Source organism: Actinokineospora spheciospongiae (genome assembly GCF_000564855.1).
Classification (GTDB): domain Bacteria; phylum Actinomycetota; class Actinomycetes; order Mycobacteriales; family Pseudonocardiaceae; genus Actinokineospora; species Actinokineospora spheciospongiae.
Genome location: NZ_AYXG01000029.1, coordinates 43,592 through 59,407, shown reverse-complemented (window position 1 = coordinate 59,407; position 15,816 = coordinate 43,592). Strand labels below are relative to the sequence as shown.

General features: G+C 74.2%; 3 protein-coding genes. All 3 read left to right on the top strand.

Annotated elements, in window-relative coordinates; translation table 11 throughout:
* The coding region (locus tag UO65_RS03965) for a condensation domain-containing protein (protein WP_035278807.1) at nucleotides 1-2,230 on the top strand (2,230 nt) is incomplete at its 5' end.
* An 18-nt stretch (nucleotides 2,231-2,248) separates the two neighbouring features.
* A complete protein-coding gene (locus UO65_RS03960) occupies nucleotides 2,249-14,572 on the top strand; it encodes a non-ribosomal peptide synthetase (protein WP_035278805.1) in 12,324 nt (4,107 codons plus the stop codon).
* Nucleotides 14,569-15,810, top strand: coding sequence for an MFS transporter (locus tag UO65_RS03955; protein ID WP_035278803.1), 1,242 nt, complete (start codon nucleotides 14,569-14,571; stop codon nucleotides 15,808-15,810). Before UO65_RS03960 ends, UO65_RS03955 begins: the two co-directional genes overlap by 4 nt.
* The last annotated feature ends 6 nt before the right edge of the window (nucleotides 15,811-15,816 follow it).

Sequence of the window (15,816 nt, the reverse complement as noted above, 5' to 3'; positions counted from 1 at the left end):
CGAGGAACTGTTCGACGACGTCGACCTGTCCCGCACGGTCGGCTGGTTCACCACGCTGTTCCCGGTCGCGCTGGACCTGTCCGGCAGCCAGGAGCCCGGCGCGCTGCTCAAGTCGGTCAAGGAGCAGGTGCGGGCGGTGCCCGGTCGCGGCGTCGGCCACGGTGCCCTGCGCTACCTCGGCGACCGGGCCACCGGGACCGGTCAGGCGCAGGTCTCGTTCAACTACCTGGGCCAGTTCGACACCGCGGGCGTGGTGGACGGGCTCTACAGCGCCCCCGCCGGGCCGCTGGGCCTCGACGAGGACCAGGGCGCGACCAGGGCGCACCAGTTGGAGGTCGTCGGCCGCGCCGACCGCTCCGGGCTGGAGTTCACCTGGTTCCACTCCGCGGAGCTGCACGAGGAGGAGACGGTGCGCGCGCTGGCCGAGGGCATGGTCGCCCGGCTGCGCTCGCTCGTGGCGCACTGCGCCGAGCCGGGGGCGGGCGGCTGCACGCCGTCGGACTTCCCGCTGGCCCGCCTCGACCAGGCCGCCGTCGACCGGATCGTCGGCACCGGCCGGGCGGTCGAGGACGTCTACCCGCTGACCCCGATGCAGAGCGGCATGCTGTTCCACAGCCTCGCCCAGGAGGGCGAGGGGCTCTACCTGGAGCAGGTCACCTGCACGCTGGCCGGGGTGGGCGACCCCGCCCTGCTCGCCGAGGCGTGGCAGCGGGTCGTGGACCGCACCCCCGTGCTGCGCACCGCCGTGGCCTGGGAGAACCTCCCCGAGCCCGTGCAGGTGGTACACCGCTCCGGGCGGGTGCCGGTGGCGCACGAGGACTGGGCGGCGCAGCCGGAGCCGTGGCGCGAGCAGCGGCTGGGCGAGCTGCTGGCCCAGGACCGCGGCGACGAGCTGGACTTCACCGCGCCCCCGCTGATGCGGCTGCGGATCGCCCGGCTCTCCGCCGACGAGGTGCGGGTGGTGTGGACCTTCCACCACCTGCTGCTCGACGGGTGGAGCGTGTTCCGGGTGCTCACCGACGTCTTCGCCGAGCACGCCCGGCTCACCGGGCACCCGGGGGCGGGCGACCCCGTGCCCCGGCGGCCGTTCCGCGACTACGTGGCCTGGCTCGGGCGCCAGGACCGCGACGCCGCGCGGGAGCACTGGAGCGGCCTGCTGTCCGGGCTGACCGAGCCCACCCCGCTGCCGGTCGACCGGGTCGCCACGACCAGCCACGGCCAGCGCTCCACCGAGCGGATCACCGTCCGGCTCTCCGAGCGCACCAGCGAGCGGGTCGCCGAGCTGGGCCGGGCCAACCGGCTGACCGGCAACGCCGTCGTGCAGGGTGCGTGGGCGCTGCTGCTCGCCGACTGCGCCGGTCAGCAGCAGGTGTGCTTCGGCAGCACCGTGTCCGGCAGGCCCGACGAGCTGCCGGGGGTGGACGAGATCATCGGCATCTGCATCAACACCATGCCGGTGCTCGCCGAGGCCGACCCGAGGGCGCGGCTGGTGCCGTGGCTGCAACGCCTGCAACTGGCGCAGGTGGAGTCGCGGCGGTTCGGCTACGTGCCGCTCAACCAGCTGCGCGGGCTCAGCGGCGTCACCGGGCGGGCCAACCTGTTCGACAGCCTGGTGGTGTTCGAGAACTACCCGATCGACGACCAGGCCGCCGCCGAGCACGGGCTGCGGCTGGGCGACGTGCGCGCGGTGGAGACCACCAACTACCCGATGAGCGTGATCGTCTACCCGGGGAGCCGGCTCACCTTCGCCTTCACCTACGACCCGGCCGTGTTCGACGCGGCCACCGTCGAGGAGATGGGCAGGCGCCTGGGTGTGCTGCTCGACGCCGCCGTGACCGACCCGTACCAGTCGCTGCGGACCCTGCTCGACTCCCTCGGCGAGCCGATGCGGCCCGCCACCGGCAACGGGGTGGCTGTCCTCGCGGACGAGCCGCAGGTGTCGGTGGCGCAGCACCAGGCGCCGCGGACGATCACCGAGACGCTGATCGCCGAGATCTGGGCCGAGGTGCTGGCGGTGGCGGAGGTCGGGGTCGACGACGAGTTCTTCGCCCTCGGCGGCGACTCGATCCTCAGCCTGCACGTCACCACCAAGGTGCGGGAGACCTTCGACGTCGACATCTCGCTGCGCGAGGTCATCGGCTGCCACACCGTCGCGGCCCTGGCCCGCGCGGTCGAGGAATCCATCCTGTCCGAACTCGAGTCCGCGGCCGCGGGCGACGAGCGCAACTGACCCAGGGAAGACGACGCCGTGACCACGCCCGACCCGGTGGACCGCATCGCGGCCCTGCCCGCCGCCCTGCAGGAACGCCTGCGCCGCAAGCTCAGCGGGCAGGCCCGCCGCACCACCGGGCAGATCGCCCCGGCGCCGCGGGACCGGCCGCTGCCGCTGTCCTCGGCGCAGCAGCGGCTGTGGTTCCTCGACCAGTTCACCCCCGGGTCGACCGAGTACACCAGCGCGCTCGCCCTGCGGCTGCGCGGCGAGCTGGACGTGCCCGCGCTGCGGCTCGCGCTGACCTGCCTGGTCGAGCGGCACGAGGTGCTGCGCACCACCTTCTCCGCCGAGGACGGGCGGGGCGTGCAGGTCGTGCACCCGCCCGCCGAGCCGCCGGTGTCGCTGCTGGACCTCGGCGGCGACCCGGGTGGGCTCGACGGCACGCTGCGCGCCGAGCTGGACCGGCCGTTCGACCTGCGCACCGGCCCGCTGTTCCGGGTGGTGCTGGCCCGCGTCTCCGCCGACGAGCACGTGCTGCTGCTCTGCGCGCACCACACCGTGGTCGACGGGTGGACGATGGGCGTGCTCACCGAGGAACTGGCCGTGTTCTACGCCGCGGCCCGCACCGCGCCGGACACCGCCCGCGCGGCGCTGCCCGCCCCGCAGTTGCAGTACGCCGACTTCGCGGTGTGGCAGCAGGAGCGGCTGACCGACGCGGCCGTGGCCGGGCACCTGGACTTCTGGGGCCGCGCGCTGGCGGGCCTGCGCCCGCTGGACCTGCCCACCGACCGACCCCGGCCCGCCGTGCGCGGCAGCGCCGGGGCCACCCGCGAGCGCGTGCTGCCCGCCGGGCTGGCCGCGGGCCTGCGCGCGCTGTGCGTGGGGCAGCGCGTCACGCTGTTCACCGCGCTGGTCGCCGCCACCCAGGCGCTGCTGGCCCGCTACACCCGCCAGGACGACATCGCCGTGGGCACGGTCACCGCCGGTCGCAACCAGCCCGAACTGGCCAAGCTCGCCGGGCTGTTCGTCAACACGGTCGTCCTGCGCTCCACAGTGGACTCACAGCGGTCCTTCCGGGACCTGCTCGGCGCGGTGCACGCCACGGTGCTCGACGCCTTCTCCCACGACGAGGTGCCGTTCGAACGCCTCATGGAGTACCTGAAGGTGCCCCGCGACGTCAGCCGGACCCCGCTGTTCGACGTGATGGTGGTGTTGCAGAACGCGGGCGCCGGTGCCCCCGCCCTGCCCGGGCTGGTTGCCGAACCGGTCGACCTGGCGCAGGAGAACGCGAACTTCGACCTGAGCCTGGAGTTCGAGGAGCAGGGCGACGGGCTGTGCATGCGCTTCAACCACAGCACCGACCTGTTCGACGCCGAGACCGTCGACGACATGGCCGCCCGGCTGGAACTGCTGCTGACCGCCGTCGTCACCGACCCGGACCGCCCGCTGCGCGACATCGCGCTGGTCACCGAGGCCGAGCAGGCCGCCCTGCTGACCGCGCCCCCGGCACCCGCGACGTCGGAGAGCACGCTGCCGGAGCTGTTCGCGGCCCAGGCGGCGCGCAGGCCCGATGCCACCGCCGTCGTGCTGGACGGGGAAACCACCACCTACGCCCAGCTCAACGAGCGCGCGAACCGGTTGGCGCACCTGCTGATCGAGCGCGGTGTGGGCGCGGAGCGGCTGGTCGCCCTGGCGCTGCCGCGGTCGGTCGAACTGGTCGTGGCCGTGCTGGCGGTGCTCAAGGCCGGTGGCGCGTACCTGCCCATCGACCCGGAGTACCCGGCCGAGCGGATCGCCTACCTGCTCGGCGACGCCGAACCCGCGCTCATGCTGTCCACCGGCAACCCCCTGTCCGGTGTGGACTCGGCGGTTCCCGTGGTGCGCCTCGACGACCCGGAGACCACCGACGCCCTGGGACGCTGCCCGGCCACCGACCCCGCGCCGAACCCGGCCGGACCGGACGCGGCGGCCTACGCCATCTACACCTCCGGCTCCACCGGCAAGCCCAAGGGCGTGGTGGTCCCGCACCGCAACGTCGTGCGGCTGCTGTCGGCCACCGACTCCTGGTTCGGCTTCGACGAGACCGACGTGTGGACGCTGTTCCACTCCTACGCCTTCGACTTCTCGGTCTGGGAGCTGTGGGGGCCGCTGCTCAACGGCGGCACCCTGGTCGTGGTCCCGCACGCGGTCACCCGGTCCCCGGCCGACTTCCTGCGGCTGCTGGCCACCGAGAAGGTCACCGTCCTCAACCAGACCCCGTCGGCGTTCTACCAGCTCGCCGCGGCCGACCGCGACCAGCCCGACGTCGGCGCGGACCTCGCGCTGCGGGTCGTCGTGTTCGGCGGGGAGGCGCTGGACCCGGCCCGGCTGCTGGACTGGAGCACCCGGCACCCGCTGGAGCGGACCCGGCTGGTCAACATGTACGGCATCACCGAGACCACGGTGCACACCACCTTCCACGAGCTGACCGGGGCCGACCTGGCCGCCCCGAGCGGCAGCCCGATCGGCGAGTCCATCCCCGACCTGCGGTTGCACCTGCTCGACCAGCACCTCAACCCGGTGCCGCCGGGCATGGTGGGGGAGCTGTACGTGGCCGGACCGGGCGTCGCCCGCGGGTACCTCGGCCGCCCCGGGCTGACCGCCCAGCGGTTCGTGGCCGACCCGTTCGGCCCGCCCGGGGCGCGGATGTACCGCAGCGGCGACCTCGCCCGCCGGGACCACCGCGGCGGGCTGGAGTACCGGGGCCGGGCCGACGACCAGGTCAAGGTCCGCGGCTTCCGGATCGAACTGGGCGAGATCGAGGCCGCGCTCGTCGCCCACCCCGAGGTGACCGGCGCCGCGGTCGTGGTGTCCGAGGGCGCGGGCGGGCACCAGCGGCTCGTCGGCTACGTCGTCGGCGCCCAGGCACCGGAACCGGCCGAACTGCGCACCTGGCTGCGCCGCGGCCTGCCCGAGCACATGGTGCCCGCGGTGTTCGTGGCGCTGGACCGGCTCCCGCTGACCCCGAACGGCAAGCTCGACCGCGCCGCGCTGCCCGCCGCGGAGGTCACCACCACCGCGACCGAGGACCGGGTGCCGCCACGCGGGCCGGTCGAGACCGCGCTCGTCGAGGTGTGGCGGGACGTGCTCGGCGTGGACGCGGTCGGCGTCACCGACAACTTCTTCGAGCTGGGCGGCGACTCGATCCTGAGCATCCAGGTGGTGTCCCGGGCCCGGCGCGAGGGCCTGCGGTTCACCACCCGGCAGATGTTCCTGCACCAGAGCATCGCCGAATTGGCCGCCGTGGTCGACACCGCCACCGCGCCCGCGGCCGTGGAGCGGGTGACCGGCCCGGCCCCGCTGACCCCGATCCAGCGCTGGTTCTTCAACGAGATCGGCAGCCGCGACCACTACGCCATGTCGGTCATGCTGAACCTGCGCGGCCCGGTCGACCCGGCCGCGCTGTCCGGGGCGCTCGACGCGCTCCTGGACCACCACGACACCCTCCGGCTGCGCTTCACCGAGGTGGACGGCCAGTGGTCGCAGGACGTCGTGGACGTCCCCCGGGGCACCACCCTGACCACAGTGGACCTGTCGGCCGTTCTGGAGCCGGACCGGGTGGCGGAGGTCGAGCGGCACGCCGTGGCCGCCCAGTCCGGGATGGACCCGAAGACCGGGCCGCTGCTGCGCGCGGTCCTGTTCACCGACGACACCGGCCCCGCGCGACTGCTCATCGCCGCGCACCACCTCGTGGTGGACGGCGTGTCCTGGCGCATCCTGCTCGCCGACCTGGAGACCGCCCACGGGCAGGTCGCCGCCGGAACCCCCGTGCAGCTCCCACCCACGACCACCGGGTACCGGGACTGGGCGCGGCGGCTGAGCGAGCACGTCGCCTCCGGCGGTTTCGCCGAGGAGGCCGCCTACTGGGCGACCGCCCTGGACGGCGTGCCCACCGACCTCCCGGTCGACCACGACGGCGACAACACCGTGGGCTCCACCCGCGTGGTGACCGCGCGGCTGGACCGGGCGACCACCGACGCCCTGCTGCGCCAGGCCCCGCCGGTCTACCGGACCCGCATCGACGACCTGCTGCTCAGCGCGCTGGGCCGGGTGCTGGCCGACTGGACCGGGCGCGACTCGGTGCTCATCGGCATGGAGGGCCACGGCCGCGAGGACCTGGTCGCCCCCGGCGGCGCCGACGCCCCCCAGTCCGATGTGGACCTGTCGGGCACGGTCGGCTGGTTCACCGCGAAGTACCCGCTCGTCCTGCGGCTGCCCGCCGGGCGCGGGCGGTGGGCGGAGACGATCAAGTCGGTCAAAGAGCAGATCCGTTCCGTGCCCGGCAAGGGCCTGGGCTACGAGGCGCTGCGCTACCTCGGCACCGGGGGAGCGGCGCTGGCCGCCGACCCGGTGCCGCAGGTGTGGTTCAACTACCACGGCCAGTGGGACGCGGGCTCGCCCGGCTCCGGGCTCCTCGGCACCCGCTGCGCCCCGGTCGGCAGCGACCACGCGCCCGCCGACACCCGTTCGCACCTGCTCGACGTCACCGGCATGGTCGAGGACGGCGAACTGGAGCTGAGCTGGCTCTACTCCGCCGAGGTCCACGACGAGCACACCGTGCGCGACCTCGCCGACGCGCTGGTGGCGGCGCTGCGCGAACTGGTGGCGCACTGCGCCGAGCCCGCCTCCGGTGGCGCCACTCCGTCGGACTTCCCGCTCGCCAAGCTCACGCAGGCCCAGGTCGACCTGATCGCCGCCGACGGCCGCGACGTCGAGGACGTCTACCCGGCCACCCCGATGCAGGCCGGGATGCTGTTCCACAGCCTGGTCGACACGGAGGTGGGTGCCTACTCCGACCAGGCGCGGCTGCGGCTGGCCGGGATGAGCGATCCGGCGCTGCTCGCCGAGGCGTGGCAGCGGGTCGTGGACCGCACCCCCGCCCTGCGCACCCACCTGGCCTGGGACGGGGTGGACGAACCGGTCCAGGTCGTGCGCAGGCGCGTCACCCTGCCGGTCACCCACCACGACTGGCGCGGGCGCCCCGACGTCGAGCGCGACCTGGCCGACCTGCTGGTCGCCGACCGCGGGGTGGGCTTCGACCTGGCCACCGCGCCGCTGACCCGGGTGTCGGTCGTGCGCCTGACCGACGACGAGGCCGTGCTGGTGTGGTCGTTCCACCACGTGCTGCTCGACGGCTGGAGCGTCGCGCAGGTCTTCGCCGAGGTCGCCGAGTGCTACACCGCCCTGCTGGAGGGCCGCGCGCCGGACCTGCCCACCCGCAGGCCGTTCCGCGAGTACGTCCGCTGGCTGGGCACCCTCCCGCCCGAGCAGGCGGAGAAGCACTGGGGCGCGGTGTTGGCGGGCTTCGGCAGGCCGACCCCGCTGCCCTACGACCGCACCCCGGGGCCCGCGCACCGCGGCGAGTCCTCCGCCGTCGTGCGGACCGTGGTCGACGTGGAGTGGTCGGCCCGGCTGGACGCGACCGCGCGGCGCAACGGCCTGACCGTCAACACCCTGGTCCAGGGCGCGTGGGCGCTGCTGCTCGCCCGGCACAGCGGTGAACGCGACGTGGTGTTCGGCACCACCGTCTCCGGCAGGCCCGCCGAGCTGGCGGGCGTGGAGTCGATGGTCGGCATGTTCGTCAACTCGGTGCCGACCAGGGCCGCGGTCGACGAGTCCGAGCCCGCGGTGTCCTGGCTGCGCCGGTTGCAGGCCGAGCAGACCGAGTCGCGCGCCCACGAGGCCACCTCGCTGGCCCGGCTGCGGTCGTTCACCGACCTGCCCGCCGGGGAGAACCTGTTCAACAGCATGGTCGTGTTCGAGAACTACCCGCTCAGCGACGCCGCCGAGGTCGGCGCGCTGCGGGTGGTCGACGTGCACGCGGTGGACACCACCACCTTCCCGCTGAGCCTGAGCGCGCACCTGCACGACCGGCTCAACCTGGCGCTGTCCTACGACCCGACGCTGTTCGACCACGACACCGTGCAGCGGTTGGTCGAGCAGTTGTGGTCGCTGCTCAACGGCATCGCCGTGGACCCGGAGCGCCCCCTGGGCGACCTGCCGTGGCTCTCGGCGGCGGACCGGCAGACCCTGCTCGTCGAGTGCAACGACACCGCCGCCGAGGTGCCGACCGCGCTGTTCACCGACGCCTTCGCCGCCAGGGCCGCCACCGACCCCGAGGCGACCGCGCTGGTGCACGGGGACACCCGGCTCAGCTTCGCCGAACTGGACTCCCGGGCCAACCGGCTCGCCCACCACCTCGTCTCGCTGGGCCTGCGCCAAGAGCAGGTCGTCGCCGTGGCGTTGCCGCGCGGCGCGGACGCGGTGCTGGCCCTGCTGGCGGTGCTCAAGGCGGGCGGGGTGTACCTGCCCGTCGACCCGAAGCTGCCCGCAGAACGGCTCGCGCTGATCACCGAGGACGCCACCCCGGCGCTGGTGATCACCACCGCGACCGACGCCGGTCCGCTCCCCGGCGTGCCGGAGGTGTTCGTCGACGACCCGGCCACCGCCGCGCTGCCGGAGACCGCCCCACCCGCCCCGCGCCCCGAAAACGCCGCCTACGTCATCTACACCTCCGGGTCGACCGGCCGCCCCAAGGGCGTCGTCGTCGACCACCGCGGCCTGGGCAACCTCTGCCACGACCGCGTCGCGGCCATGGCCGGGCACGGGCGGCTGCGGATGGCCATGACCTCCCCGTTCTCCTTCGACGCGTCGCTGGAGGAGGTCGTCCTGCTCGCGGGCGGCCACGAGCTGCACGTGGTCGACGAGTCGATCCGGCTCGACGCCGAAGCGCTGGTCGGCTACGTCACCGACGCCCGGCTGGACCTGCTCAACCTGACGCCGTCCTACCTGCGCCAGCTCATGCCCGCCGGGCTGCTCGACGGCCCAGGGCACCGCCCGTCCGTCCTGCTCATCGGTGGCGAGGCGTGCGGCGAGGTGCTGTGGCGCGAACTGGCCGCACTGCCCGACACCGCCTCCTACAACCTCTACGGCCCCACCGAGTGCACCGTGGACGCGCTCTCCGCGCCCGTCGCGGGGGACAAGCCCGTGCTGGGCGTGCCGCTGCGCAACGTCCGGGCGCACGTGCTCGACGCCCGGCTGCGGCCGGTGCCGGTCGGCGTCATCGGCGAGCTGTACCTGGCGGGCGACCAGCTCGCCCGCGGCTACCTGGGCAGGCCGGGCCTGACCGCGGGCCGGTTCGTCGCCGACCCGTTCGGCCCGCCCGGGAGCAGGCTCTACCGCACCGGCGACCTCGCCAGGTGGAACCCCGACCTGGTCCTGGAGTACCGGGGTCGGGCCGACGAGCAGGTCAAGGTCCGCGGGCACCGGATCGAGCCGGGCGAGGTCGAGACCGCGCTGCTGGCCCACCCCGGCATCACCGAGGTCGCCGTGGTGGCCCACGACGCGGGCGACGGTCACCGTCGGCTCGTCGCCTACCTCGTCCCCGGGGTCCCGGACGCCGCGCCCGGTGCCGCTGAGCTGACCGGCATGTTGCGGGCCACCCTGCCGGAGTACATGGTGCCGTCGGTGTTCATGCCGGTGCCCGCGCTCCCGCGCAACCGCAACGGCAAGCTCAACCGCCGGGCCCTGCCCGCCCCCGACCCCGTGGTGGCCGAGCGGGCGGGGCACCAGGAGCCGCGCACCGAGACCGAGCGGGTGATCGCGCGGATCTTCGGCGAGGTCCTGGGCGTCGACCGGGTCGGCGCCCGCGACGGGTTCTTCGACCTGGGCGGCGACTCCATCCTCAGCATCCGGGTCATCTCCCGGCTGCGCGCCGAACTCGACGTCGCCCTGTCCCCGCACGCCCTGTTCACCACCCCCGCCGTCGCCGACCTCGCCCAGGCCGTGCAGGCCCAGCGTGGCGTCGTCGCGGCCGCCCACGCGCCCATCCCGACGACGTCGGGCGAGCGCGCGCCGCTGTCCTTCGCCCAGCAGCGGCTGTGGTTCTTGCAGCAGTTCACCCCCGACAGCGTCGAGCACGTCGCCCCGGTGACGCTGCGGCTGCGCGGCGACCTGGTCGAAGACGCGCTGCGGACCGCGCTGACCGCACTGGTCGCCCGGCAATCCGCCCTGCGCACCACCTTCCCGGCCGTGGACGGCGTACCCACCCAGGTGGTGCACCCGCCCGCCCCGGTGGACCTGCCGGTGGTCGACGCCTCCGCGCACACCGACCCGCAGTCCGAAGTGGACCGGCTGCTCGCCGAGGACGCGCGCACCCGGTTCGACCTGGCCGAAGGCCCGCTGCTGCGGGCGCGGCTGCTGCGGGTGTCGGACCGGGAGCACGTGCTGAGCATCGTGCTGCACCACATCGTCACCGACGGCTGGTCCGCCGGGCTGATCGTCGACGAACTGGCCGAGGGCTACCGCGCGGCGCTGGCCGACCGGCCCGCCGACCTGCCGCCGCTGCCGGTGCACTACCCGGACTTCGCCGCGTGGCAACGCGAACGCCTGGCCGGGGAGGCGCTGCACACCGACCTGGACTACTGGCGCGGGCAACTGGCCGACTCGCTCCCGCTGGACCTGCCCACCGACCGGCCCCGGCCCGCGGTGCACACCACCAACGGCGCGCTGGTCGACTTCGAGCTGCCCGCCGAGCTGACCGGCAGGCTGCGCGGGCTCGGCCGGACCGGGGGCGGCACCCTGTTCACCACCCTCGTGGCCGCCTGCCAGGTCCTGCTGGGCCGCTGGGCGGGCCAGGACGACGTCACGGTGGGCACGGTCGTGTCCGGCCGCGACCGGGCCGACCTGACCGACCTGGTCGGCTGCTTCGTCAACACCCTCGTGCTGCGCGGCCACGTGCCCGACCAGGCGCCGTTCTCCGAGTTCGTGGCCACCACGAACAAGACCGTGCTCGCCGCGTTCGCCCACCAGGACGTGCCCTTCGAGCAACTGGTGGACCGGCTGGCGCCCGAGCGCGACCCCAGCCGCACGCCGCTGTTCCAGGCCGCCGTGGTGCTCCAGAACACGCCCCGGTCGCGGATCGCGCTGCCCGACCTCACCGTCGAGCAGGTGCCGCTGCCGGTGCGCACGGCCAGCTTCGACGTGCTGTTCCAGTTCGAGGAGGTCGGCGACCGGCTGCACGTGGCGCTGAACTACAACACCGACCTGTTCGACGAGACCACCGTGCAGCGCCTGGCCGGGCACCTGCGCACCCTGCTCGACGGCGTCGCCGCCGACCCGGGCCGCCCGGTCGCCGACCTGCCGATGGTCCCCGACGACGAACTGGCCCTGCTGACCGACCAGTGGAGCGGGCGGGGTGTTCCGGTCGTGTCCAGTGAGGACACCGTGGTGGGGGCGTTCGCCCGGATGTGCGAGAGCACGCCGAACGCGGTCGCCGTGGCCTCCGGTGCCGTGTCGCTGACCTACCGGGAACTCGACGCCAGGGCCAACCGGCTCGCGCACCGGCTGCTGGCCGAGGGCGTGCGCCGCGAGGACCGGGTGGGCATCCTGCTCGGCCGCTCCCCGGCGGTCGTGGTCGCGGTCCTCGGCGTGCTCAAGGCGGGGGCGGCGTACGTGCCGCTCGACCTGCGGGCACCCGTGGAGCGGCTGCGCGAGCTGCTGGCGGGGGTGGACGTCCGCGTGCTGGTCACCGATCAGGAGTGGGCGCCGACCGCATCGGCTGCGCACGTCGGCAACCACATCGTGGTGGACAGCGCCGTGGTGGGTGGTGCCGCGCAGGACGACCAGTGGCCGGACACCGCGCCGGACATCACCCCGCACCCCGACGACGTCGCCTACGTCATGCACACCTCCGGGTCCACCGGCAGGCCCAAGGGCGTGGCGATCAGCCACCGCGGCATCGTCGGCTTCGCCGCCGATGGCTGCTTCAGCGCCGACGGCGCGCGCCGGGTGCTCATGCACGCCACCCTGGCGTTCGACGCCTCCACCTACGAGCTGTGGGTGCCGCTGCTGCGCGGCGGGTCCGTCGTGGTCGCCCCGCCGGGGGAGCTGGACGTGGACACCCTGCGGGCGGTCATCGCCGAGCAGCGGGTCAGCGGGCTCCTGCTGACCTCCGGGCTGTTCCGCGTGGTGGCCACCGAGGCACCGGAGATCCTGACCGGCGTGTCCGAGGTGCTGGCGGGCGGTGACGTCGTCCCCGGCGGCGCCGTGCGCCGGGTGCTGGCGGCCTGCCCGGGCATCACCGTGGTCAACGCCTACGGGCCCACCGAGGTCACCGTCATGGCCAGCTCGCACCCGATGCGCGCGGCCGACGAGGTGAACGACGTCGCCCCGATCGGGCGCCCGCTGGACGCGACCAGGGTGTTCGTCCTCGACGCCCGCCTGCGCCCGGCGCCGGTCGGCGTCGCGGGGGAGCTGTACGTGGTCGGCACCGGCCTGGCCCGTGGCTACGTGGGGCAGCCCGGGGTCACCGCGGAGCGGTTCGTCGCCTGCCCGTTCGTCCCGGGTGCCCGCATGTACCGCACCGGCGACCTGGTGCGCTGGCGCGCGGACGGGCTGCTGGAGTTCGTCGGCCGCTCCGACGAGCAGGTCAAGATCCGCGGCTTCCGGGTGGAGCTGGGGGAGATCGAGTCGGCCCTGGTCGAGCACCCCGACATCGCCGAGGCCGTGGTCACCGCCCGCCGCCGCGACGGCCGCACCCGCCTGGCCGCGCACCTGCTGGCCGCCCCGGACCGCACGGTGCAGGTCGACACCCTGCCCGCGTACCTGCGCGGCACCCTGCCGGACTACATGGTTCCGTCGGCGTTCGCCGTGCTCGACCGGCTCCCGCTCAGCGCCAACGGCAAGGTCGACCGGCGCAAGCTGCCCGACCTGGAGGCGACCGAGCAGGCCGCGCCGGAACACGTGCCGCCGCGCACCCCGGTCGAGGCCGCGCTCGTCGAGGTGTGGGCGACCGTCCTGGACAACGACCGCATCGGGGTCACGGACAACTTCTTCGAGCTGGGCGGCGACTCGATCCTGAGCATCCAGGTCGCCGCCAGGGCCCGGTCCGCCGGCCTCGCGGTCACGTCCAAGGACATCTTCCTCAACCCCACCGTGGCCGCGCTCGCCGAGGTCACCGGGGCGATGGAGGAGCAGTCCGACGACCGAGCGCTGGTCGAGGGCGCGGTCGCGCTGACCCCGATCCAGCGCTGGTTCCTCGACCACCGCTCGGTCCCGCAGCACTTCGACCAGTCCGTGCTGGTGGAACTGGCCCCGGACGTGGACCGGGCCGCCCTGCGGTCGGCGCTGACCGCGCTGACCACCCAGCACGACGCGCTGCGGATGCGCTTCGAGCGGGTGGACGGCACCTGGCACCAGCACAACGCCGCCACCGAGCCCGCCGACCTCCTCACCACCCACGACCTGTCCGAACTGGACGGTGACGGGCTGCGCGCGGCGATGGCGGAGGTCGCCCAGCGGATGCAGTCCGGGGTCGACCTGGCCACCGGACCGCTGCTGCGCGCGGCCCTGTTCGACCTCGGACCGGACCGCGCCCCGCAGCTCTTCGTGGCGGTGCACCACCTGGTGGTGGACGCGGTGTCGTGGCAGACCCTGCTCGCCGACCTGGACACCGCCCACCGGCAGGCCGCCGCGGGCGAGCCGGTCGACCTCGGCCGCAAGACCACCTCGTTCCAGGCGTGGGCCGAACGCCTCACCGAGCACACCCGCGGCGGCGGCTTCGACGACGAACTGCCGCACTGGCAGGGCATCGACGGCGCCGACGCCGCCCTGCCCGAGCCGGACGCCCCGGCCGACGCCACCCCGGGCGCGGCCGTCGTCGAGTTCACCCTGGACCCCGAGGACACCGACGACCTGCTGCACCGGGTCCCCGCGGTCTACCGGACCCGGATCAACGAGGTGCTGCTCACCGCGCTGTCCTGGGCGGTGTCCCGGTGGACCGGGCGGCAGCGGGTCCTGCTCGACCTGGAGGGCCACGGCCGCGAGGAACTGTTCGACGACGTCGACCTGTCCCGCACGGTCGGCTGGTTCACCACCCTGTACCCGGTGGCGCTGGAGGTCCCGCCGGACCTGGCACCGGACTCGGTCGCCCTGGTCAAGTCGGTCCGCCGCGCCCTGCGCACGGTCCCCGGCAACGGCATCGGCCACGGCGCCCTGCGCCACCTCAGCGACGCCCCGCAGGTCGGCCCGAACACGGCGATGGTCTTCAACTACCTCGGCCAGTGGGACGGCCCCACGGCGACCGGCGGCGGCCTGTGCCGCGCCCTGCTGCCCACCTTCAACCACGACCACGACCCGAACGACCACGGCGCCCACGAACTGGAGGTCGTCGGCGGCATCCGCGACGGCAAGCTGGGCTTCTCCTGCCACTACAGAGGAGAGCGCTACCGCGAGGCCACCATCACCACCCTGATGGCCGACTTCGCAGACGCCCTGCGCCGCATCGCCGCGACCGCCGGTGGCAGGCAGGTCGCACCATGAGCACCCCCCTCCGCAAGAACCGCAACTACGGCATCCTCTGGGGCGCGCAGGTCGCCTCAGAGGTCGGCTTCAACGCCGTCACCATCGCCCTGCCGCTGCTGGTGCTCGTGGTCACCGGCTCCCCGGCGGCCTCGGGCCTGGCGGTCGGCGCCAGCGCGGCGGCCCAACTCGTCGCGGGCCTGCCCGCGGGCGCCCTGGTCGACCGCTGGGACCGCAAACGAGTCATGCTCCTGTGCGAAGCAGGCCAGATCCTCGCCGCGGCCAGCATCGCCGCCGCGCTGTGGTTCGACGTGCTCGGCCTGGCGCACATCATCGCCGCGGCGGCGCTGATGGGCCTGTGCCGGGCCTTCTTCGAACCCGCCGAGCACGCCACCCTGCCCCGGGTCGTGCCCGCCGAACAGGTGCACAGCGCGATCGCGGGCAACGCCGCCCGCGGCTACCTGGGCCAACTGTCCGGCACCGCCCTCGGCGGAGCCCTGTTCACGCTGGCCAGGGTCGTCCCGTTCGCGGTGGACATGGTCCTGCACGTGTTCTCGTTCATCGCCCTGCTGTTCCTGCGCGTCCCCGCGCAGGAACGGGCACGGGCCTCCCTGAGCAGACTGCTGCCCGAGATCGGGCACGGTCTGCGCTGGGTGTGGGGCCAGCGCTTCATCCGCGCCACGGCCGCCTGCCTGATCGGGGTGAACTTCTTCTTCACCGCGTTCTACATCGTCATCATCGTCCTGGCCCACCAACGCGGCCTCTCACCCGCCGAGATCGGCGTCATGGCGGCCATGTTCGGCATCGGCGGCCTCCTCGGCGCCCTCGCCGCCCCCACCCTGAACCGCCTGCTCACCCCGTACCTGTCCATCGTCGGCATTTTCGTCGCCCTCACCCTCCTCACCCCGGTGGCCGTGTTCATCCACAACGGCTACCTGATGGGCCTGCTGCTCGCGGGCATCGCCTTCCTCGCCCCCACGGCCAACGTCACCATCAGCACCTACCAACTCCTGCTCACCCCCGACGAGATGCGCGGCCGCTTCAGCAGCGTCATGGCCGTCCTCGGCGGCGCCTCCGCGGCGGCGGGTCCTGCGGTGGGCGGGCTGCTGGCCGGGCTGGCGGGCGGCACCCAGGTGATCCTGCTGTGCACGGCCGGGATCGCGGTGCTGACCATCCTGGCCCTGATCAGCCCCGCGCTGCGCGCCTTCCCCGACAAGAAGGACCTCCTCGAAGCCCAGAAGGAACCCGCCCACCACTGACGCCCC